The 22154-nt window shown below is 55.0% G+C and carries 24 protein-coding genes; 16 read left to right on the top strand and 8 right to left on the bottom strand.

Annotated features, from left to right (window positions below):
• Positions 1 to 11: 11 nt before the first annotated feature.
• Entirely contained in the window at positions 12 to 635 is a 624-nt protein-coding gene (locus tag ACR0IY_RS18900; RefSeq protein WP_480676057.1) for an RNA-binding protein, read from the top strand.
• Between the two features lie 8 nt (positions 636 to 643).
• Entirely contained in the window at positions 644 to 3118 is a 2475-nt protein-coding gene (gene infB, locus ACR0IY_RS18895) for a translation initiation factor IF-2 (protein ID WP_480676055.1), read from the top strand.
• Between the two features lie 605 nt (positions 3119 to 3723).
• Here the strand turns inward: infB and ACR0IY_RS18890 are convergent.
• Complete coding sequence (locus tag ACR0IY_RS18890) at positions 3724 to 3957, bottom strand: hypothetical protein (protein ID WP_480676053.1); 234 nt, start codon at positions 3955 to 3957, stop codon at positions 3724 to 3726.
• 135 nt (positions 3958 to 4092) lie between these two features.
• Here ACR0IY_RS18890 and ACR0IY_RS18885 point away from each other — a divergent pair, with 135 nt between their 5' ends.
• The 11 genes from ACR0IY_RS18885 (at position 4093) to ACR0IY_RS18835 (ending at position 14003) form a co-directional block, all read left to right on the top strand.
• Positions 4093 to 4845, top strand: a complete 753-nt coding sequence (locus ACR0IY_RS18885; protein WP_480676051.1) for a Crp/Fnr family transcriptional regulator — start codon at positions 4093 to 4095, stop codon at positions 4843 to 4845.
• Between the two features lie 445 nt (positions 4846 to 5290).
• Positions 5291 to 5599, top strand: a complete 309-nt coding sequence (locus tag ACR0IY_RS18880; RefSeq protein ID WP_170336653.1) for a hypothetical protein — start codon at positions 5291 to 5293, stop codon at positions 5597 to 5599.
• Between the two features lie 3 nt (positions 5600 to 5602).
• Complete coding sequence (locus ACR0IY_RS18875; RefSeq protein ID WP_170694906.1) at positions 5603 to 5956, top strand: hypothetical protein; 354 nt, start codon at positions 5603 to 5605, stop codon at positions 5954 to 5956.
• Entirely contained in the window at positions 5946 to 6800 is an 855-nt protein-coding gene (locus ACR0IY_RS18870) for a hypothetical protein (protein ID WP_480676049.1), read from the top strand. The genes ACR0IY_RS18875 and ACR0IY_RS18870 overlap by 11 nt, the downstream gene beginning before the upstream one ends.
• Positions 6749 to 8092 carry an N-acetyltransferase DgcN family protein gene (locus ACR0IY_RS18865; RefSeq protein ID WP_480676047.1) on the top strand — a complete coding sequence of 448 codons (1344 nt, stop codon included), beginning with the start codon at positions 6749 to 6751 and terminating at the stop codon, positions 8090 to 8092. Before ACR0IY_RS18870 ends, ACR0IY_RS18865 begins: the two co-directional genes overlap by 52 nt.
• The gene (locus ACR0IY_RS18860) at positions 8089 to 9210 is read left to right on the top strand and encodes an alanine/ornithine racemase family PLP-dependent enzyme (protein ID WP_480676045.1); all 1122 of its coding nucleotides are present in this window, start codon (positions 8089 to 8091) and stop codon (positions 9208 to 9210) included. Before ACR0IY_RS18865 ends, ACR0IY_RS18860 begins: the two co-directional genes overlap by 4 nt.
• Before the next feature lie 378 nt (positions 9211 to 9588).
• Entirely contained in the window at positions 9589 to 10161 is a 573-nt protein-coding gene (locus ACR0IY_RS18855; protein ID WP_480676043.1) for a hypothetical protein, read from the top strand.
• 557 nt (positions 10162 to 10718) lie between these two features.
• Positions 10719 to 11351: a tyrosine-type recombinase/integrase gene (locus ACR0IY_RS18850; protein WP_480676041.1), complete on the top strand. Its 633-nt coding sequence runs from the start codon at positions 10719 to 10721 to the stop codon at positions 11349 to 11351.
• 1502 nt (positions 11352 to 12853) lie between these two features.
• Positions 12854 to 12991 (top strand): hypothetical protein, encoded by a 138-nt coding sequence (locus ACR0IY_RS18845; protein ID WP_170712025.1) that lies wholly within the window; start codon positions 12854 to 12856, stop codon positions 12989 to 12991.
• The gene (locus tag ACR0IY_RS18840; protein ID WP_170485440.1) at positions 12991 to 13680 is read left to right on the top strand and encodes a hypothetical protein; all 690 of its coding nucleotides are present in this window, start codon (positions 12991 to 12993) and stop codon (positions 13678 to 13680) included. Before ACR0IY_RS18845 ends, ACR0IY_RS18840 begins: the two co-directional genes overlap by 1 nt.
• 74 nt (positions 13681 to 13754) lie before the next feature.
• Entirely contained in the window at positions 13755 to 14003 is a 249-nt protein-coding gene (locus ACR0IY_RS18835; protein WP_170712027.1) for a ParB N-terminal domain-containing protein, read from the top strand.
• Here ACR0IY_RS18835 and ACR0IY_RS18830 read toward each other — a convergent pair.
• The 3 genes from ACR0IY_RS18830 to ACR0IY_RS18820 form a co-directional block, all read right to left on the bottom strand.
• On the bottom strand, positions 13995 to 15008 hold the full coding sequence (locus tag ACR0IY_RS18830; RefSeq protein WP_480676038.1) for a fatty acid desaturase: 1014 nt from the start codon (positions 15006 to 15008) through the stop codon (positions 13995 to 13997). The genes ACR0IY_RS18835 and ACR0IY_RS18830 overlap by 9 nt on opposite strands.
• Positions 15009 to 15080: 72 nt before the next feature.
• Entirely contained in the window at positions 15081 to 15287 is a 207-nt protein-coding gene (locus tag ACR0IY_RS18825; RefSeq protein ID WP_170430361.1) for a cold-shock protein, read from the bottom strand.
• A 503-nt stretch (positions 15288 to 15790) separates the two neighbouring features.
• On the bottom strand, positions 15791 to 16180 hold the full coding sequence (locus tag ACR0IY_RS18820; RefSeq protein WP_170637988.1) for a MerR family transcriptional regulator: 390 nt from the start codon (positions 16178 to 16180) through the stop codon (positions 15791 to 15793).
• A 98-nt stretch (positions 16181 to 16278) separates the two neighbouring features.
• On the opposite strand from ACR0IY_RS18820, the gene ACR0IY_RS18815 reads away from it, so the two are divergent.
• Positions 16279 to 16602: a hypothetical protein gene (locus tag ACR0IY_RS18815; RefSeq protein WP_170447553.1), complete on the top strand. Its 324-nt coding sequence runs from the start codon at positions 16279 to 16281 to the stop codon at positions 16600 to 16602.
• Positions 16603 to 16606: 4 nt separating this feature from the next.
• Positions 16607 to 16825, top strand: a complete 219-nt coding sequence (locus tag ACR0IY_RS18810) for a GDCCVxC domain-containing (seleno)protein (RefSeq protein ID WP_480676035.1) — start codon at positions 16607 to 16609, stop codon at positions 16823 to 16825.
• A 209-nt stretch (positions 16826 to 17034) separates the two neighbouring features.
• On the opposite strand, the gene ACR0IY_RS18805 is transcribed toward ACR0IY_RS18810, so the two are convergent.
• The 4 genes from ACR0IY_RS18805 to ACR0IY_RS18790 form a co-directional block, all read right to left on the bottom strand.
• The gene (locus tag ACR0IY_RS18805; protein WP_480676033.1) at positions 17035 to 17862 is read right to left on the bottom strand and encodes an alpha/beta hydrolase; all 828 of its coding nucleotides are present in this window, start codon (positions 17860 to 17862) and stop codon (positions 17035 to 17037) included.
• An 86-nt stretch (positions 17863 to 17948) separates the two neighbouring features.
• Positions 17949 to 18977 (bottom strand): L-threonine 3-dehydrogenase, encoded by a 1029-nt coding sequence (gene tdh / locus ACR0IY_RS18800; RefSeq protein WP_480676240.1) that lies wholly within the window; start codon positions 18975 to 18977, stop codon positions 17949 to 17951.
• A 14-nt stretch (positions 18978 to 18991) separates the two neighbouring features.
• Positions 18992 to 20176 (bottom strand): glycine C-acetyltransferase, encoded by a 1185-nt coding sequence (locus ACR0IY_RS18795; RefSeq protein WP_480676031.1) that lies wholly within the window; start codon positions 20174 to 20176, stop codon positions 18992 to 18994.
• A 100-nt stretch (positions 20177 to 20276) separates the two neighbouring features.
• Complete coding sequence (locus ACR0IY_RS18790) at positions 20277 to 20840, bottom strand: helix-turn-helix domain-containing protein (protein WP_480676029.1); 564 nt, start codon at positions 20838 to 20840, stop codon at positions 20277 to 20279.
• 118 nt (positions 20841 to 20958) lie between these two features.
• Between ACR0IY_RS18790 and ACR0IY_RS18785 the strand changes: the two genes are divergently transcribed.
• Entirely contained in the window at positions 20959 to 22134 is a 1176-nt protein-coding gene (locus ACR0IY_RS18785) for an acetyl-CoA C-acyltransferase family protein (protein ID WP_480676027.1), read from the top strand.
• Positions 22135 to 22154: the final 20 nt, after the last annotated feature.

The raw sequence follows: 22154 nt of genomic DNA, 5'->3' as shown, positions 1-22154 counted from the left end.
GGGGTACGCGCATGGGTCGCGGTGGCGTCCATAAGGATCGGTCCGAGGGGCCTGAACGGAAATGCATCGCCACGGGCGAGATTCAACCTAAATATGGGTTGATCCGCTTTGTGACGGGGCCGGACGGTCAGGTCTACCCGGATGTCGCGGGCAAATTGCCGGGGCGCGGGGTCTATGTGGCGGCGGAACGCGCCGCGCTGGACAAAGCCATCGGCAAAAAGCTGTTTGCGCGCGGGTTCAAAGCACAGGTTAGCGTGCCTCAGAATCTGGCCGATGAGGTCGAGGCGCAGATGACACGCCGGGTGATCGAGATGCTGAGCCTAGCGCGCAAGTCCGGTGACGCAGTCGCGGGCTACGAAAAGGTCAAGTCGTGGTTGGACCGGGAAGAGGCCCAGGTGCTGATTCAGGCCACTGACGGGTCAGGGCGCGGCAAGTCAAAATTGAGCACGCCGCACTTTGGTAAATACATCGGTTGGCTGACTGCGGACGAGCTGGGACAGGCATTTGGGCGCCAAACGGTGATTCATGCGGCCTTGGCCTCTGGCGGACTCGCCAAACGTGTTGTAGAGGAAGCGCAGCGCCTGCGTGGCTTGCGCGAAACGGATGACGGCGGCAGGGGCCGCGCGGAAGGGTAAGAAGCTTTATGAGCGATAATGACGGCAAAAAGACATTGGGTCTTCGTGGCGGGGCACGCCCCGGAAATGTGAAACAGAGTTTCAGCCACGGACGCACCAAGAATGTCGTGGTGGAAACCAAACGCAAACGCGTCGTGGTTCCCAAGCCGGGCGCCGGCAAACCGGGTGGCGGAGCGACGCCGTCGGGTGATCCGTCGCGTCGTCCTGCGGGTATCTCTGACGCGGAAATGGCACGCCGTATGAAGGCGCTGCAAGCCGCCAAGGCCCGCGAGGCCGAAGAGGCCGCCGCACGCGAAGCCGCCGAAAAGGCGCGTGAAGAAGAACGCGCCCGTCGTCGGGCCGAGCAGGAAGCCAAGGAACGCGAACAGCGTGAGGCTGAAGAACGTGCAAAGGCCAAGGCAGAAGAGGAAGAGCGCAAGCGCAAAGAGGCTGAAGAAGCCGCCAAGCGCGCTGCCGCTGCCCCGGCCCCCGAGGAACCCAAAGCCGCCCGCAGCCCGGCCAGCAAGCCTGCGCCTGCTGCGACTCCGCGCAAGCAGGATCGTGAGCGCGAACAGCGCGGTCGCGGCAAAGGCCGCGATGACAACCGCCGCTCGGGCAAGCTGACACTGGGTCAGGCCACTGGCGGTGAAGGCAATCGTCAACGCTCGATGGCGTCGATGAAGCGCAAGCAGGAGCGTGCGCGTCAGAAAGCCATGGGCGGCCCGGTCGAGCGGGAAAAGGTGATCCGCGACGTACAACTGCCCGAAGCGATCATGGTCTCGGAACTGGCCAACCGTATGGCCGAGCGTGTGGCTGACGTTGTCAAATCGCTGATGCAGATGGGCATGATGGTCACGCAGAACCAGACCATCGACGCTGACACTGCCGAGCTGATCATCGAAGAGTTTGGCCACAAGGTCACCCGCGTCTCTGATTCGGATGTCGAAGACGTCATCAAAGAGGTCGAAGACAGCGACGAAGATCTGCAGCCGCGTCCGCCGGTCATTACCATCATGGGTCACGTCGACCACGGTAAGACCTCGTTGCTGGATGCGATTCGCGACGCGCGTGTTGTTGCCGGTGAAGCTGGGGGCATCACCCAGCATATCGGCGCCTATCAGGTTAAAACCGATGGTGGCACCACGCTGACCTTCCTGGACACACCGGGCCACGCTGCCTTTACCTCGATGCGTTCGCGCGGGGCTCAGGTCACGGATATCGTGGTTCTGGTTGTCGCCGCAGACGACGCTGTGATGCCGCAGACAATCGAAGCGATCAACCACGCGAAAGCGGCCGAAGTGCCGATGATCGTGGCGATCAACAAGGTCGACAAACCGGACGCCAACCCGGACAAGGTGCGCACCGATCTGCTGCAGCACGAAGTGATTGTCGAGAAAATGTCGGGTGAGGTTCAGGACGTCGAAGTGTCCGCCATCACCGGTCAGGGTCTGGACGAACTGCTCGAAGCCATCGCGCTGCAGGCCGAAATTCTGGAGCTGAAAGCGAATCCCGACCGCGCCGCTCAAGGTGCCGTGATCGAGGCGCAGCTGGACGTGGGTCGCGGTCCCGTGGCCACCGTTCTGGTTCAGAACGGCACGCTGCATCAGGGCGATATCTTCGTTGTGGGTGAGCAGTACGGTAAGGTCCGTGCGCTGATCAACGACAAGGGTGAACGCGTCAAGGAAGCTGGCCCCTCGGTTCCGGTTGAGGTTCTGGGCCTGAACGGCACGCCCGAGGCCGGTGACGTTCTGAACGTCACCGAGACGGAAGCGCAGGCGCGTGAAATCGCTGCCTACCGTGAACAGGCCGCCAAGGACAAACGCGCCGCCGCCGGTGCCGCGACCACCCTTGAACAGCTGATGCAAAAGGCCAAGGACGACGAGAACGTGGCCGAGTTGCCCATCCTCGTCAAAGCCGACGTGCAGGGTTCAGCCGAGGCCATCGTTCAGGCGATGGAGAAAATCGGCAACGACGAAGTGCGCGTACGCGTTCTGCATTCGGGCGTGGGTGCGATCACGGAAACGGATATCGGTTTGGCCGAAGCGTCCGGGGCACCGGTCATGGGCTTCAACGTTCGTGCCAACGCCTCGGCGCGGAACACCGCGAACCAGAAGGGTGTCGAGATCCGTTATTACTCGGTGATCTATGACCTCGTCGACGACGTGAAAGCGGCCGCCTCCGGCCTGCTGAGCGCCGAAATCCGCGAAAAGTTCATCGGTTACGCCGAGATTCGCGAAGTCTTCAAGGTCACCGGCGTCGGCAAGGTTGCTGGCTGTCTGGTTACCGAAGGCGTTGCCCGCCGTTCCGCAGGCGTCCGCCTGCTGCGCGACAACGTGGTGATCCACGAAGGCACGCTGAAGACGCTCAAGCGCTTCAAGGACGAAGTGGCCGAGGTTCAGTCGGGTCAGGAATGCGGTATGGCGTTCGAAAACTACGACGATATCCGCGCAGGCGACGTGATCGAAATCTTCGAGCGCGAAGAGGTCACCCGGACGCTGGATTGATCTGATATTGCGATGAAACAGATAGCGGCGACCCATTGGGTCGCCGTTTTTCTATAGCTTGTCGAAAAATTTCAATTCCAGTGACAACTAATCCTCATTTTTCGAACTCTAACCTCAACAGGATAATTACTGAACGTCGGTTGCGCGGACAAACCGGACTTGTGCGATTGCGGCAATTGCTGACGCAGCATTGATTTGCTGTAGCAGCACATTCATCGCTGCGTTGCAGCTGTTGTCGCCAGACCGGTCATTCAAAGCTATGATGATGCGATACTATCAAACTGTAGTTTCGCTGCACATAGGATCAGCAACTTAGACGCCGAACAAAGCCAACGTTTGCGTTGTCGCAGGCAGTGCAGCAGGACAGGCCATGCGGGCCTTCAGCCAGTAAGCAAATTCTCGTTGTGGCTCATGCAGGTCGGCGGGGAAGAGGGAGTAAGTCGCGGTCGTGGAATTTTTCATTAAGTCGAGATATTGCAGAGATTGGAACTTCGGTTCTTGCTTCGTGTTTGAATTGATCGGGAACGAGGCACCAATAGTACTTCTATTTGTTGTTATGCTTTTTTGACGAGTGTAATCTTGTTTTTCTGACACAGAAATTAACGTTACTGCCGAACGCGATAGCCGGAAGCAATGATCTGGTTAATGAGAAAGGCGACGGCCTGGTGCATATCCTTTTCATCGTTATTGCCGACCGCTGTTTCGTGGGCAGCAGCTGCGTCACGCAGAACTCCCACAATTTCATGTTCGGGCAGGAGCTCACGATCTTTGATTGCAAGCAAAAGCGCTTCACAAATTGAGAGTGCGGCCATTCCTGAGTGGTCTTGCCGGTCAGCCATGGTAGACGTCCTTTTTTAACAGGCGTCCAAGCAAGGAAGCGCCACGATGAATTGCACCATACTGGCATAGATTGCTGTATACTTAACTGATCGAAAGCAGTCTTGGCGTCGGATAGTTTCGCGGGCTGCTCATCGATGAAGGAAGAACACTTGCGCACTATCAAAAATAGTCCACTCACCCGAAAGCTTTCAAACTTCGTCGCTCTGACTGAGGTTGAACTTGCGGTATTGGCACGCCTGCACAAGCGTCGCAGAACCTTTAAAGCCGGACGTGACCTTGTGCATCAAGGGCAATCAGAGCAGGCGGCCTACATTCTGGCCTCGGGCTGGGTTTGTTCCTACAAAACCCAGACTGACGGGTCGCGTCAGATCGTCGATTTCCAAATACCGGGTGACTTTCTGGGCTTGCGAAGCGTTCTATTGCACACCTCGGATCACAGCATAGAACCAATCATGGAAATCCAAGCCATTGAAGTAGTAGTGGATGATCTCCTGGAAGCATTTGCGCAAACGCCCCGGCTGGCGACAGCAATCCTTTGGGCGGTCTCTAGAGATGAAGCGATGGTGGTTGAGCACCTGGTCAACATAGGACGGCGAGATGCGGGTGAGCGCATGGCGCATTTTCTTTTGGAACTTGGTGTGAGGCTGACTCAGGTCGGGATGGCAACCAAGATGGGATATACCTGCCCACTGACACAATACCATCTTGCCGATACGCTGGGACTGAGTGCCGTGCATGTTAATCGTGTCCTACGGCAACTGCGGGAAAAGGGGCTGGTTACTTTTCAATCCGGGCAAGTGGTATTTGATGATTATGACGGACTGGTGACGTTGGCCGGTTTTGACCCCACTTATCTGGATCAGGCCGGGCCACTGTTGAAGCAATAAGTTCACCCCTACAGCGATGCCGGGATTTTGATGATCGTTGCCTGTTAGAGACGGAATTCGCTTCGGCAGATTTGGGATTTCACTGAAAAAGAAGCGCAAGATAAATACAGTCCGATTGCGGTACTGGATTTCCTGCGCTTCTCAATTACTCGTTAAGAACACGCCAGCAAATATCCCGCCAACACACATCACGTTGCCGGAATCCAAACATCGTTGCACTGACGCAGGTTAGTCAATTTTTGGCAGTACCTGATCCTCGGGCACCAAATGCATTTGAAATTCCAATAAAATCTCAGGTCATTGGCCGCAGACTAACATCGATCAGCGCGCGTCTGCCATTTGCACATTATTCTAAATTACAACGCCAGTACTACCGCAGCGCTTACGAGCGTGTACCGCGGCAGACTGCGCGGGGAAGATCCAACAAACTATATGGAGGACCAAGGTGAGCACGAGATCGTCCAGTTCTTTGGTGACGTTTTCAAATCCGTTCTCTTTGTCCGGCTACCCGGATGAACTTCCTGCAGGCGAGTATGAAGTAGTTGTTGAAGAAGAACTACTACAGGGCCTGAGTTTCGAAGCATATCGCAGAACCGGAACCTACCTGACAGTTCAGGGCAAAGGCAGCAAGCCAGGCCGCACGGAAATGCGCCCAATTGACCCAGAAGATTTTGAACTGGCGCTTAAGCACGACCAGACCTTGGCCACATCTAACAATGACAGCGATGCGGCGCTTTCCCCGCAGGAGGAATAGATTATGAACACGCCCGAATGGCTTAAACCCGGAATCTACGGTGCTCTGATCGGCGGGGTTTTCGTAGGCGTCGTTGGATTTTCATGGGGTGGATGGATGACCGGCGGTAGCGCGGACAAGATGGCCAACGCCATGTCCCGCGATAATGTAATCGCTGCGTTGGTTCCGATCTGCGTCGACATGGCGAGAACTGACACTCAACGCGCCGAAAAAATAACGACGATCAAAGAGGCTTCTTCTTTCAAGCAGAAGGATGCCGTCATGGCGGCTGGCTGGGCAACGGTGCCGGGATCTCAAACTCCTAATAAAGATCTAGCACAGGCCTGCATCGAGGGGCTGAACCTGGATGGATCGTAATTCAACAATTCAACTCTCGGACGATGCCGTTTGCACTAGGACAAAACGAAAAAATCAGCACTGTTTTTGCTCTCACTTCATGACTGCGTTGATTGTTGCCGTTTTCAGCTGCTTGGCGGGCTCCTTTATCTCATCAAGTCCCGCATCGGCCGGAACAAATTCGATGCCGGATAACGCGCATCCCAAAAAGTATGGCGACGGTTGGGAATGCGATTTGTCCTATCGGTTGGAAGGCGAAGAATGCGTGGCCATTGTCGTGCCGGGAAATGCCTACCCCACAAACAGAACCTATGGTTCAGGGTGGGCATGTATGCATGGCTTTGTTGAAGTTGGCGGCACCTCATGCACTGAAGTGATTGTGCCTGAGGGTGGATATCTCGATCCATCAGGTGAGAGGTGGCGATGCCTGCGTGGATACACAAGAGTAGACGATAGCTGCCAGAAAATCGTGGTGCCGGATAATGCTTACCTGACGAACAGCACTTATGGATCTGCATGGCGTTGCAACCGTGGCTACGAAAAAGACGGAGAAGCATGCGTGGCAGTAGCGGTGCCGGAAAACGCTTTTCTGAACGCATCAACCAGCGGGCGTCCCTGGACGTGCGAGCGTGGGTATTTTGAGCGCGACGGACAGTGCGATGCCGTGTTTGTGCCTGAAAATGCTTTCTACGATGACGCGATCCATGGAGTTGGATGGAAATGCGAACGTGGTTACGAGGCGTCCGGTGATCGCTGCAATGCAATCGAGTTACCAGAAAATGCCCATATCGACCGATCCGGCAATGGGTGGCAATGCCACAAAAACTATCATCGATCAGAAGGGCTGTGCGTTCTGAACGAATGAGGTTTCAGACAGAGAGCCCACTTTCCAATCTTCACAATTTGTGCCCGTTCTTACCAAGGACAGCGCGTTTCACACTCCAAAAAGGAACAGATATGAAACCCGTACCCATTGCGTCGGATGCCAAGCAGTTCATTGCCAGCGATGCGCAAAAGCTGCCGCCTGAACAAGCAGTTTTTCCAGAGCTTCACCGCAAGACACTTGTGACAGATACACCGACTGCAATTGTGTATTGCGAAGGAAACTTCGCAAAGATCGATGGCAAGACGGCTAATGGTCTCGTTCGACATTCACAGGCCTATCGCGTTCTTTCGGTGATCGACAGCACGTATGGCGGTTGTGACAGTGGCAAAGTGCTTGACAATGTCGCAAATCAGGTTCCCATCTTCGATGATCTTGATGCCGCCGTCGCTAATGAAGCTACGATCCCGGACACGTTTATTTACGGAATGGCACCGGCCAGCGGCAGAATGTCCCTTGAGGATCGCGAAGTTGTTGTGGATGCGATAACGCTCGGAATGAACATCGTCAGTGGGCTGCATGAATTTCTTAGCGATGACAAGGAGCTCGCCGGATTTGCCAAAATTCACGATGTCACGATACGCGACATTCGCAAGCCGCGGCCAAATCCCGACCTGCGCCTGTTAGATGGCAGTATTGGAGACGTCCAGGCGATCCGCATCGCGGTGTTCGGCACCGATTGTGCAATTGGAAAGCGTACAACCGCGACAATCCTGACATGTGCCCTTAACGCGCATGGGATCAAAACAGTTTTGGTCGGCACCGGCCAAACTGGTTTGATGCAGGGCGCCAAGTATGGTGTCGCGATGGATTCGGTGCCGCCGCAATTTTGTTGTGGCGAACTTGAGCGCGCTGTCGTTGCGGCATCCGAGGGTGAGCACCCGGATGTCATAGTGATCGAGGGCCAGGGCGCGCTAAGCCATCCGGCTTTTTGCACATCAGCCTTCATTCTGCGAGGCAGTCAGCCACATGCAGTTATTCTTCAACACGCGCCTAAACGAAAACGTCGATGTGATTTCCCCAACATGACTATGCCCGACCCTTGCGATGAAATCACCCTGATCGAGGCTTTTGCGAACACAGAGGTAATTGGCATGACGATCAACCATGAAGGAATGAATGATGTTGAGATTTCAAAGGCCATCACAGACTACAACTGCAAATTGTATCTCCCGGTCACTGACGCATTGAACCGTCCTCCAAAAAACTTGGTGAATATGGTTCTATCTGCCTTTCCGCGCTTGCAACCCGTACGTGCTACGACGATTGAATGAGCAAGCTGCGTATCGACGTTGATCTGGACAAAATTCGGTACAACACACGGTTCCTGGTCGACCACCTTAGACCCCGCGGAATTACGGTGACAGGTGTGACAAAAGCCGTTTGCGGTCATCCTGAGATTGCGAATGCTATGCTTGAAGGTGGCGCGACAGGGCTGGCGGACGCGCGGATCAGCAATATCATGCGTATGCGCGATGCTGGAATCTCGTGCTCTATATCCTTGATCCGAACGCCCATGCTGAGCCAGGTCGCGCAAGTCCTTGATAACTGCGATGTCAGCTTCAACACTGAGATGGACATTATCGCCAGCCTGGCCATCGAGGCGCTGGGGAAGAACATTACTCACAATATTATCTTGATGGTGGAAATGGGGGATATGCGGGATGGCATCTTGCCTGAACACCTTGAAAGCACTGTGTCTCAAATTCTTAGAATGGAAGGGATTTCTCTGAAGGGGATTGGCGCAAATTTTGCCTGTCTGGGTCATGTGGCACCCTCTGCAGGAGCAATGGAATTGCTTTCGTCGCTTGCCGCCGACACCGAACTTGCAAGTGGACCCGCTCTGGAAACAGTGTCAGGCGGCGGCTCTGCCAGTTTGCCATGGGCGCTTGGCAAGGGGGCGACCGGAAAGATCAACAACCTGCGTCTGGGTGAGGCCATCCTGCTGGGTACCGATCCCGTTTCGGGGTACGCGATCGACGGGCTTTACACAGATGTTTTTACGCTTTGGGCGGAAGTGATCGAAACGAAGACCAAATCCAATCCAAATCCCTTGCAAATGATTTATCCTATACCTTCAATGCAGTGTGTGACTTTAGACAGTCCTTCGAATACTCGGTCGATCCTTGCGATTGGACTCCAGGACACTGATGCGGCGGGTCTAATATTCCCTGCTGGCGTCACGTTCGTCGGAGCCACCGGTGATCATATCGTTGTTGAAAACACCAATTGTCTGCTTCGCCCTGGTGGCGAGGTAAAGCTGAAATTGAACTATAGTGCGCTCTCGCGCGGCATGGCTGCACCCGATGTAGCAAAAGTCTTCCATGGTGATAGCGCTTTGGTTGACTGCAACGCAGCGAACACTGATCGCCCATACTCGAATCGAAAATAGCGCGCCAAGGTGCCGCCGCCTCGGTTCTGCTTCAGCCATCCGTCTTATTCTACGGCTTTACGTAGTAAATGAGGCACCCAATCCCTATATTGGACGTAGCCGCATTCACTTTTCACACCCTATCTGGGCTCGTGGGTGTTGCGGACAATCAAAGGATCAAAATGATGTCTTTCAAAGACCTGACGACCAGAGCGGCTGCCGCACTGAAGGAAAACGATGCGGACGCGCCGAAAAAAGAAGTTACGTCTGAAGCGCCTGACGTCGTCCCCGAAAAACCAAAGCCTAAACCTCAAAACTGATAATACCCTGCCGGGAGTGGGTGGCTTGTTCTTGTCTGCATCTCCGAGCGAGCGGTATCAGCAAAGGAGAATTACCCAAATGAACCAGATAATCAGCAAGACAATCGCAGTCTTTTCCAGGCCGTTTACTTTCCCTGGCTTCGACGAATTACTCCCGGCAGGCGAGTACGACATAGAAACTGAGCTTTCCGCACCACCAGATTATTTGGATCCAGAAGCCTGGAAAGCATCAGTGCTAATCTCTCTGCATCCACGGAAATCTCACCCCGGTCTGGCGCGTACCTTGACCGTTTCTCTTACTGATTTGGAGAGAGCCCGCGCGAAGGATAAACTGTCTTCAAAGCAGTTGTCGCAGTTCTTGCTCGACCAACTTTTGGCCGATCCCATGGTGCAATTGATTATGGAAGCGGATGGTGTGTCTGAGACTCAACTTCGGCACCTCTACTCTGAGTCGCTCATTTCTGAGGCAGACGACGGATCATCAGATCAACGAGCCATACCGCGAGGATGCGCAAGCGGTTCTCGGTATGCTTTCGCTGTCCAAGCTGCTGAGAACGAAGGAATGCCAGTTCGTCCTATTAAAACCCCTCGGATTACAGGCCGTCCCATCGGACAGTCTGAACCAGGCAGCTCCTTCAATCTCAAGGCTTAGGGCTCGGAACTTTCTTTTCCAGACGCTGTATAAACCAAAACAGAAATCGAGGCTAAGAACTGATGGAAGACTTCGACAACGACGCAGATACGATCATGGCTCGCGCCCACAATGACGTGCCGCAAGAACGCCCGTGTCTTCGTTGCAGAACGCCATTCTGGAGCGAAGGGTTCGGAGAGCGGATTTGTCGATGCTGCAAGGGGTTGAGCGCGTGGCGAAATGGCGTATCAGTAAGCCCCGGGTTAGCTCGGCGTCGCTGATAACCTGACGCCGGTCTTACCAGCTTTTCTGATCATATCTCATTTTATCTTATTGGTGCTGACCCGGGCCTTTTAACGTGGAACCCGATCGGTAATCGGTGCTGAAGACGAAGCGTACGCGCGGTTTGGACTCGAACCGTTCTTATGCGTAGTGATATGGGCTCAAGCCGCCTAATGCACACACTTAAACCATGCCAGTATTCATAATCGGACAGCAGGCATTCACGCCGCTTGTACTATTCGGTGGTCAGCGCGGTGCTGTTGCTTGGGTGCGGAGGGTGGATCGGAGTGCAAAATATGCCAAGAGTCCAACTACCTGCAGTCACCCCAAAACCCAGAGCTTGGAACAAGGGGCGGATCATCGGTCAGAAACGAACGCTACTCCCAAAACAGGTCTGGGCGATCCGTGCCCGGCTCGAACTTTCTGGAAATCTGCGTGATCTCACAATGTTCAACGTCGCGATTGATAGCAAGCTACGCGGCTGCGATCTGGTCAAACTCGCTGTGACCGATCTTGTCAAAGACGATCGCGTCCGTGAGCGTGTTTCGGTGATCCAGAGCAAAACCAAGCGATCTGTTCAATTCGAACTGACGGAAAACACGCGAGAAACTGTATTGGTATGGGTAAAATCACCGGAAATGTTTGCTAGCCGGTTCATGTTTCCAAGCCGATTCCATGATCGACCACACATCTCGACGCGCCAGTATGGCAGGCTGGTTCGAGACTGGGTGACCGCAATCGGATTGGAACCGAGCGGATATGGCACGCATTCGCTTCGCCGAACCAAAGTAGCTGAGATCTACCGCAAGACAGGAAATCTCCGCGCGGTCCAACTTCTGCTTGGGCACACAAAGGTCGATAGCACCGTGCGATACCTGGGCGTTGAATTGGAAGACGCGCTAAGCATTGCAGAGCGCATAGACATCTGAGACAGTTTGGCGAGCGGCGCTGTCGGTCGCCAATCCATAGTGGTTCTAGTTCTTTTACGCAGGAGTGGGACGTAGCGTGCCCTGAGCGGAAGTGTCAAAATCTTGTTGCGTACGCTCGCAGCACAGTTTTCTCGGCTCAGGCGCAATTTACAGGGTGCGGGACCGAGCGGCCATTTGATCACGCCGCGAGTACTTGTGCAGAAGCGGCGCGAAAATCGCTGCGTTGCAGCCAATGTTATCAGGCCAGTCATTCATAGTCACGGGGAAGCCTTGATCACATACTCCTCTTTCGCCGCACTCAGGCCAGACAATTTCTTTCGGTAGTTCACCAAGGATCTTGGTCACCGGCAGTTTCAAAAACTACCTGCCCTGGCGGTACTTGCATTGCGACAAGGGAAACTTCCTTGACTCTATTCTGGCTAAGGACCACAAAAGTGCATTGGTGAAAGTTACTCGTCGCCGCGATGCTGCCGGCTTCGATGATCCAATGGCCTTCAGAATAACTGTAGCATGTGCCCCAGCATAGGAACGGGTTTCGCTGGGGTCTTCGCTATGAGCTCGTTCCTCGCAAGCATTCGCAACTGTCACCTGACAAGCCCCAGTCATCGGGTGACCAATTAAAGAAGGCGCCGTATGAACAGCACATGGCTCATAAATTGCGTGCTTGATGCCCGATAGATCAGGTCTCAGGCTCCGCTTCATTCAGTCATTCATCGTGTTTTTGCGCCGCGTTCTTTGCCTGATCCCGACACTCTTGGTGTTGCTCTCAGGAACGCAGCTTCCTGCCCAAGTCGCAGGCAATGCCGACGGATCGGTTTGTGACGAAGGTTTCGAAAACAAGAACGGATCGTGTCAAAGAGCAAACGCACCTCAAAATGCGCATTTGACCGGCAGTTCCTATGGTCCAGTTTGGGAATGCAACCATGGATTCCAGCGTGTTGGAGATCTTTGTGAGGAAATAGCAGTTCCTAAAAACGCATATCTTGCATCGACTGGAGATCGATGGGAGTGCAATCGGCTCTTCCGACGAGTCGGAGAAAAATGCGAAGAATTGATTGCGCCTCAAAATGGGTACGTCGAAACCCGGTTTGGCGCACAGGAAGTACACTGTGACTGGGGATTTCGTAAGGAAGACCAGGATTGTGTTGCGATTAGTGTCCCGAGCAACGGCCGCCTGACTGACAAAAACAGCGCGGATGGTTGGGTGTGCCTCAGAGGTTTCAGAGAAACGGAGAGCGGTTGCGAACCGGTGGCAATTCCACAGCATGCATACCTTGCACCTGAAACCTACTCTGGATGGAAATGTGAACGTGGCTTTCGCTCAAACCAGGACAGGTGCGTTGCGATCCTTATCCCTTCCAACGCTCATTTGAATCGAAGAGGTGATGGTTGGGAATGCAATCGGCCGTTCACACGACAGAACGATAAGTGCGCCGAAAATTTGCCGTGAAAATAGGTTGCTGGAAATCAATATCGCCTGACAAATCCGGAAGGACCAAGCCGTGAACCATAACTCGATTGACGAAAACCTGGGCAAAATGCTCAAGGCCGAAAGGGCGCATCGCTGGTCCTACAGAGCGAAGATGTTTATCGCGTTATTGGTGTTTGTTGCGGCCATAATTGTGGTGGTGTTTCTCTGATGCGCAAAAATGCCCCTCAAGTAACCCTTCCCGGTTCAAAGATGTCAGCTCGTGGTCTGGAACAAAGAGCATTTCAGGACCGCAGTGTTCGTGAGCCGCGGAACGCTGACGTAGCAGGAGTGATTGAAGAAGAATTTGGAAAGTACTTGATTAAGGCTGGCATCCTGAGCGGTAACAGCGTTGCGCGCGCATTCCCTAAGCCACCGGCTAAAACGCAGACAATGATTGCTGATGCAGTCGGTGAAACACCAGCATTGGCCATCGAAGCATTAAAAGAAATTCTCGGTGAACGAGACAGGAAACGTAGCGGTCAACGCCGTTTGGAGGGAAATTCCGGCACCCTCGTTCCCAGCGAAAGAGAATATGCCGAGGCACTGCGACAAATCAGGCTGACCCCTGCGCAGGTCACAATGCTCAAAGCACTTACAATCGCAGGCAAGGACGGTCTGACCATTGGTCACTTGTCTCAGGCAGCCGGTTACAAATCGCGCGAGGCCTCCATCAAAGTTTTCAAGAAAATCGGACTATTGATCGCAGAATACCTGGAACTAGACCTACCCGAAGCCGGATCGGTACAGAATGATGGCGCCGCTCAGGTCCTGGCATTTTCTCACATCGAAAGTGTCGATGAGCCAGCAACTTGGATTATGCATCAGGAACTGCGCGATGCTGTTCGTTCGGTTCTATGACGTACGTTCCAGCCCCCGCTTTTGTAGCGAACTCTGAACCGGAACAAATGCACGAAAGGTTACCTACGTAGCTTATGTTGGAGAAAAGACCATATCCGCTCGACCTGATCTATGTCCCTGTAAAACGGGCGAAAACGCTTGATCAACAAAAAGTCCTGACACTGGCCGAAGATATCCTGAAAAACGGCCAGAAGACCCCGATCCAGATACGCGCGGACAACAAGCGGTTCGTGCTGATTGAAGGCCTTCACCGACTAGAGGCCATTCGCGCCCTCGGCGGTGATACTGTCGACGCCTTTTTGGTGCGCGCCAGATTACACTAAACTCTTGTTGGGATTGGCGTTCGACAAAGCCTGAGAAAATGTCAGCAAGCGCTGACTTTTTTCGTCCCAAAGGTGCAATCGCGCACAATGAAAGCTCTCATATAAAGTAATACGCTGGCAATCTTCCAACTCGGAATGGTCACGCAAAACCTCGTTTAACCGATAAAACGGTATGCGGCTGGCAAGGTGGTGAACATGGTGCACACCAATATTGGCAGAGAACCACCGCAGGATGCCTGGCAGGGCATAGTGAGAACTTCCATAGAATGCGGCGTTCTGAAGGTTCCACCCCTCTTCCCGCTCCCAAGTCGTGTGTTCAAACTGGTGTTGAATATAGAAAAGCCAAATACCAATCGATGATGCGACAATCATGGTTGGTAGGAAAACATACGCTAAAACCTCAATGCCTCCGGCCCAAAAAACTAGGGCCAATACCCCTGCAATTGCAGCGTTTGTTCCCATCGCACTTGCCCAATACAGCCAGCCTGACCGCATGAAACCAAAGGGCAAGCGATTTTGAAAAAAGAACGTGTACACCGGTACGATACAGAACAGGAAGAAGGGGTTCCGGATTAACCTGTAAGCGGCACGCCCGAACCAATTCCGTTTCAGGTATTCCTCAATGGTCAATGTAGGAATGTCACCCATACCACGCCGATCAAGGTTACCGGTTGAAGCGTGGTGAATCGCATGGCTTTGCCGCCAGACGTCATAGGGTGTCAGGGCAAGAACACCCAGAACCCGGCCGGTCCAATTGCAAACGGTGCGGCTTCTAAAGAAAGATCCGTGACCACAATCATGCATGATGATGAAGATACGCACCAGAAATGCGGCGTTCAGGATGGCCAATAGAACAGTGACCCAGATACTAAGGGATAGCGCAAACCACGCTGCGCCCCATAGCGCGAAAAAGGGGATGACAGTGATTGTCAGTTCAATAACGCTACGCTTCGTATCGGGCACACGGTATTGCGCGAGCGCCCGGGTCAATTCCTGCTGTTGCAACTGACTTGTTCTCCAAGGGCTTTTAGCAGCCCATTGTGCAAACGGGCACCCCATAAGGGTGCCCGTAAAAGGTCAGGCCAGTGCCAGATTGGCGGCGCTGTCGCGCCCGTCACGGCCAGCTTCGACGTCAAAAGTGACCTTCTGGCCGTCCTTCAATTCGCTGATGCCGGAACGCTCAAGTGCTGAGATATGCACGAACACATCGCGCTTGCCATCTTCAGGTTCGATAAAGCCAAAACCTTTGGTCGAGTTGAACCATTTTACTGTGCCATTTGCCATGGTGGAAGTCTCCTAATACTTGCCGCCCGCATTATTGCGGCGACTCGGCGTGGTCGGTCTGAATCGAAAGACTGAACGCCGAGTTTGGGAGACAGCAGGTCGAAAAAGAAAAACGTAAGCCCTGTGTATATGGACTTCGAGTACACACGATACAAGCCTTGATACAACGGAAAGCAACAGAAGATCTAAGTCTGCCCAGCCCAATTTGGGACAAAGATAAGCAGAACCATTGCTCTGTGGTTCGGAAATCAGAGGTCGGCTTCCGATAAAACCTGCCGAATGCGTATGCAGCAAATTGATTGCTCAGGCACGGCAGGTAGGGCTCACTGTCCGAAATCGCCGCGTGCTTCAAGAACACCGCGGCAAGGCACAAATGTTCATTGAGTGATTGAAACATTGCTAAATCAACGAGTTGACCTCTCTAACGAACGGTAGATTCTGCGCGGCCCGAATCTTGGGTCATGCTGCGTTGGCATAGGGCGACTGCGAGCCTCAAAGTGCCATTAGTAGGTCCGTATCTGCGCAAGCATCGGGCAAGAAACGTTCCCGATGTTACAGTTGGCCGTAAGTTCATTCAGGGCGGCCTCCAATCGCTTAAGTTCGATTATCTTCATACGCACATTGGAGATATGAAGCTCGGCCAGTTCCTTAACGGATTGGCAATCCTCGCTATCACCTTCGGATAGGTTGAGAAGCACCTTTGCATCGGCAAGCGAAAAACCCATGTCTCGGCACTTCCTTAGAAAACGAAGCCGTCCAACATCGTGCGCGGAGTACATGCGTCGATTATTCGATGCCCTTTCTGGTTTCGGCACGATCCCTTCGCGTTCGTAGTAGCGGATAGTATCAATTCCGACACCGCTTTGCCGGGATGCCTCCCCAATCGCAAACATGTGAGATTTCCTGTCTTGATCCTGTAGTGGCTACAGAAGTTAAACGAGAGGTTGTTGTCTCTACAACTCCGCGCGACGTAGTCCATCAGGGAAACAGAATGCAGAAGTACCTTAGCCTCAGCTATTTGGGATCGCTATCAGCGCTTGGCGTCGCGACTTGCTGCGTTTTGCCCATGACGATGATGTTACTGGGGCTGGGTGGCAGTTGGTTGGCAATCTTTGGGAAGGTTGCCGCAGCGAGTTACTATGTGCTGACGATGTCAACGGCGCTCGTCGTGATATCATGGATGGTATCTTATCGGCGCGGTTCCTTGCCGACGTTGAAATGGTGGCTTGCAGGAACGACTCTAATCACCGGCGTGGGTTGGGTCGTTGTGTTTAACGAGGCATGGATTAACGATTACCTGATCATGCAGATGTGAGACTATGACAAAACAAACTGTAGTCCTAGAAAGCACCCTGATTTGCCCGAAGTGCGGCCACAGTGAAACCGAGCAAATGCCAACGGATGCTTGCCAGTGGTTCTATGAATGCAAGTCGTGCAAAACAGTTTTGAAGCCGTTGGAAGGCGACTGTTGTGTTTACTGTTCATATGCCACGCTCCCGTGTCCACCAATTCAGCTAGGCGATAGCTGTTGCGGATGAAGTGAAGGACGGTTTTGTTGAGCGAACTGTGAGCCGCCGCCGCGAGCATCGCTGCTATTTGCATGAATGACAGTTTTTTTGCTGCTTGGCCGCACAAGGTATTCGGCAGTTGCAGTGTCGTTACTGCTGCAAGCGCATGCAGCAATAAAATCCAGGGTACAGGTTGGGCTCGAACCAGACGTTCTTGGCGTTGCAGCAAATGATCTGCTCTATTTCGATCCTGCCAAAAACGTCGCCGTATGCATGATAATATCGAAATGCTGCATCCCCTTCCGCAGGTCGAAGCTGACCGCATGACCACCTTTTCGCAGCAACTCCGCGTAGTCCCTGCTCTGGCGGATGAACTCGGGCGTGTCGCGTTCGGCCACGGTCACGTAGTACCGCGGGCCGGGGGCGGGGAGGTGCAGGATGGGGGACAGGTCGTGAACCTCGACTGGGGTTAGCTGAAGCGGGTCATTGACTGCGGTCAGGCTGATCGGTTCCAGATCATAGACCCCGCTGATCAGGATCACGTCGCGCACGCGTAATCCCGCCCGCGCAAGCGCATCGGCCGAGGTCGCCATGACCATGGCCGCCAGTTGGGCCCCGGCGCTGTGCCCGGACAGTGTGACCCGCGACGGGTCGAAACCCAGATCACGAGCATTCTCGGCCAACCACAGCAGGGCGTCGCGGCATTCCTCTATCATGTCGCCAATCCGCGCCTCGGGGGCCAGCGTGTAGTTCAGTGTGGCAAAGGACTGTTCGGCCTCAACCAGAGCCGGAGCCATCATCGCCGACTCGCGTTGGCTGAGCGCCTGCCAGTAACCGCCGTGAATAAAAACGTGCAACGGTGCGCCCGAGCCCTTAGCGGGAAAGAAATCCAGAACCTGACCCAAACGGTCACCGTAAGACAGGTTCTCGATTATCTCCATCTGGGCGCGGTGTTGCGCGCTGAGGGCGGCGTAGCTATCCAGATAGGGGGTCAGGTCGCCGCCGATCATCGACCGGGGTGAATACTCCTGCTCCAACTCTTCCTGAGAGAAACCCCGGTACAGCATCGCTTACTCCTGCCTGGTGTCTACCAGTGCTCTGATGGCTTGAGTTCTCTCATGTTTAGAGTCTGAATCTGCGCAACGCCAGAGTTTCAGGTCCAATCCAGAACTACTTTGCCCGACTGGCCCGACTTCATCGCGGCGAAGCCATCAGCAAAATCATCGACATTCATCTGGTGCGTGATCACCCGGCTGACATCCAGGCCGTTCTGCAACATGGCGATCATCTTGTACCAGGTCTCGAACATCTCGCGGCCGTAGACGCCCTTGATGGTGATGGCCTTGAAAACGATGCGGGACCAGTCGACCGGAGATTTTCCGGGCGGAATCCCCAGCAGAGCGATCTTGCCGCCCATCACCAGTGCCTCGACCATCTGGTCCAGCGCGATTTGCGAACCGGACATTTCCAGCCCCACGTCAAAGCCTTCTTTCATGCCAAGCTCGGTGATGACGTCCTGAAGGTCTTCTTTGGACACATCGACGGCGCGCACGTTGGGAACAACATGTTCGGCAAGTTTCAGACGATCCGGGTTGATGTCGGTAATCACCACGTGCCGGGCTCCGGCATGACGTGCGACGGCGGCGGCCATGATGCCGATGGGACCTGCACCGGTGATCAGCACGTCCTCGCCTAGCAGGTCGAAACTCAGTGCTGTGTGCACGGCGTTACCCAAGGGATCGAGGATGGCTCCGATCTCGTCAGGAACGTCATCCGGCAGAGGTACCACGTTGAAGGCGGGCAGTTTCAAGTATTGGGCAAAGGCCCCCTGTTCGTTGACGCCGATGCCCCGCGTGCCGGGATCAAGATGGAATTTCCCCGCGCGGCTTTGACGACTTTCGGTTCCGATCAGATGGCCCTCACCTGAACAGCGCTGACCGATTTCCAGCCCGGTCACATTGCGGCCGATTTCGACGATTTCGCCGGCAAATTCGTGCCCGGTGATCATCGGGATCGGCACCGTGGCGGCGGCCCACTCATCCCAGTTCCAGATATGAATATCAGTGCCACAGATGCCGGTCTTGTTGATGCGGATCAGAACCTCTTCCGGGCCGATTTCCGGCACCGGGGCTTGCACCATCCACAGACCTTCCTCGGGTTTGGATTTCTCAAGGGCTTTCATCGTGTTGGGTCGCATCAGATCACTCCCAATTCCTTGCCGACTTTACCAAAGGCCGTCAGTGCACGATCCAATTCGTCCTTTGTTAGAGCCGCATTCATCTGTGTTCGAATCCGCGCCTGACCGCGCGGGACGACGGGAAAGAAGAAGCCCGAAACATAGACGCCCTCATCAAACAGCTTTGAGGCCATATCTTGCGCCAGCGTCGCCTCACCGAGCATCACCGGGATGATCGGGTGTTCGCCGGGCAGCAATTCAAAGCCCAGGTTTTCCAATCCGGCGCGCCAGTATTTCGCGTTGCCGAACAGTTGGGCGCGCAGCATGTTGCCCTCTTCGACCAGACGAATGGCTTCGAGACCTGCGGCAACGATGGACGGTGGCAGCGAGTTTGAGAACAGATAGGGCCTCGCCCGCTGCCGCAGCAGATCGATCACCGGCTGCGGCCCGGCGATGTAACCTCCGATTGCTCCACCGAGTGCCTTGCCCAGTGTCCCCGTCAAAATGTCTACATCGACACTGAAGTGATCCGGCGTGCCTGCACCGTTCGGCCCCATGAAGCCGGTGGCGTGACAGTCATCCACCATAACGATGGCGTCGTATTTATCAGCCAGTTCGCGGATTTTCGGCAGGTTGGCCAGATAGCCGTCCATGGAAAACACTCCGTCGGTGGCGATCATGATATGACGCGCGCCATCCTCGCGTGCCTGTTTCAGCCAGGCTTCGAGGTCGTTCATGTCATTGTTCAGATAGCGATAGCGTTTCGCCTTGCACAGCCGCACCCCGTCGATAATCGAGGCATGGTTCAGACTGTCCGAGATAATGGCGTCTTCAGGCCCTAACAAAGGCTCAAACAATCCGCCATTCGCGTCGAAGCAAGCCGCAAACAGGATCGCGTCGTCCTTGTTCAGGAATTGGGCCAACTTCTGTTCCAACTCGCGGTGAATATCCTGCGTCCCGCAGATAAACCGGACAGAGGCCATGCCAAAGCCTTTGGGCTCCATCGCACCCTTGGCAGCTTCGATCAGCGCGGGGTGGTCGGCCAGACCCAGATAGTTGTTGGCGCACAGGTTGATCACCCGGTTGCCGCCCACCGTTATCTCACCGCCCTGAGGCGAGGTGATCATTCGTTCACGTTTATACAAACCCTCGGATTCGATCTGCGCGAGGGTGTCCGTTACGTGGGACAGGAATGCATCTGCCATGGCGGTCTCCGTTTATGCGAGTCGCGTTTCTAACATAACGGATGTAATTCCCGAATTGGGGAATTACAATATAAAAGATGAAATTCCGCAAAAGTGGACGTCAGGCGTTCTTTACGATCAGAAAGACACGAGCCGGGCTGGTAGCGATGATCGAATGCGCCACGTCCGCCGCATAGCGCGCGGTATCTCCCTGTTGCAGGTCGCGAGAAGCGGTGCCGGATGTTACACGCACTGTGCCTTCCAGCACGGTCAGCTGCTCCCGCGCGCCGCGGGCATGGGGCTGGCTGTTGAGGGCGCCATCCGTATCAAACTGGATATCGTAAACCTCGTGCCCGCCGGCCTCTTCGGGCGGGGACAGGATGCGGATACGGCAGTTCTGGCCCATGTTGTCGATGCTGGGCACTTCGGTATTGCGCAGCACTTCTACCTGATCGGTGGTTTTGGCCTCTTCCAGTAGGCCGGCAAAATCCACCTGCAAGGCCCGTGTCAGGTTCCACAAAGTCGAGATGGTCGGGCTGGATTCGCCCCGTTCGATCTGGCTGACCATCGAGCGGGATACCCCGCTGAGATTGGCCACGGCTTCGAGCGACAGGCCCTTGGCCCGGCGTGCTTCCTTCAGGCGGGCGGGCAGGCGTGTCAGAATATCGTCAGTGTTGTCCGTCATGACGGAATTCCTTGCGTGTTCGGCGCACTGTTGTCAATTCCAACTGTGACGGGACGTCTTACGGGACACGGGTACGTACGTCGGTGCATACTGCAGCCAAATCCCAATGGAGAGTGACATGACCGATATCGTATTGTTGGGCGGAGCCCGTACCGCAATCGGAACATTTGGCGGAGCGCTGGCCTCCACAACGCCCATCGATCTGGCAACCGTGGTGACCCAAGCTGCACTGGAGCGTTCGGGCGTTGAAGCAGGGCAGATTGGAACTGTGGTGTTCGGCAACGTGATCAATACCGAACCGCGCGATATGTATCTGTCCCGCGCCGCTGCAGTACAGGCGGGCCTTCCGATTGAAACCCCTGCAATGAATGTGAATCGGCTGTGCGGGTCGGGTGCTCAGGCGATCGTGTCAGCTGTACAGTCGCTGATGCTGGGCGACGCGGAATTTGCCGTTGCCGGTGGCGCGGAAAGCATGTCGCGCAGCCCCTATATCGTCCCGCAGGCGCGTTGGGGGGCGAAAATGGGGGATGTAAAATCGCTGGACATGATGCTGGGCGCTCTCAACTGTCCGTTTGGCACCGGTCACATGGGCATCACGGCCGAGAATGTCGCCGATGAGCATCAGATCACGCGCGAACAGATGGACGATTTCGCCATGACCAGCCAGACCCGCGCCGCAGCGGCCATCGAGGCGGGGTTTTTCGAGAGCCAGATCGTGCCGGTACAGGTCAAGGTCAAGCGCGACATGGTGGATTTCAAGGTTGATGAGCACCCCAAGGCCACCACCACCGAGGCGTTGGCCGGGTTGCGACCCGCCTTCCGGAAAGACGGTCGTGTGACTGCGGGCAACGCCTCGGGGATCAATGACGGGGCGGCGGCCATGGTTCTGGCGACGGCGGATGCGGCCGCGAAGGCCGGGCTGAAGCCAAGGGCGCGTATCCTGGGCTATGCACATGCCGGGGTGCGCCCCGAAGTTATGGGCATCGGACCGGTTCCCGCTGTTCAGAACCTGCTGAAAAAGACCGGCCTGTCGGTGGAAGATTTTGACGTGATCGAAAGCAATGAGGCGTTCGCGTCGCAGGCGCTGGCGGTAAATCAGGAGCTTGGACTGGATGGTGCCAAGGTGAACCCGAATGGCGGGGCGATTGCGCTGGGGCACCCGGTGGGAGCCACCGGGGCGATTATCACCGTGAAGACCTTACACGAACTGGAACGCACCGGCGGGTCCAAAGGCCTGATCACCATGTGTATTGGTGGCGGTCAGGGCATTGCCATCGCCATCGAGCGGCTTTGACCTGAGGTTGGCGGGGGGCG

Source organism: Ruegeria sp. BC1 (genome assembly GCF_056539305.1).
This window is presented reverse-complemented; position numbering and strand designations above follow the sequence as displayed.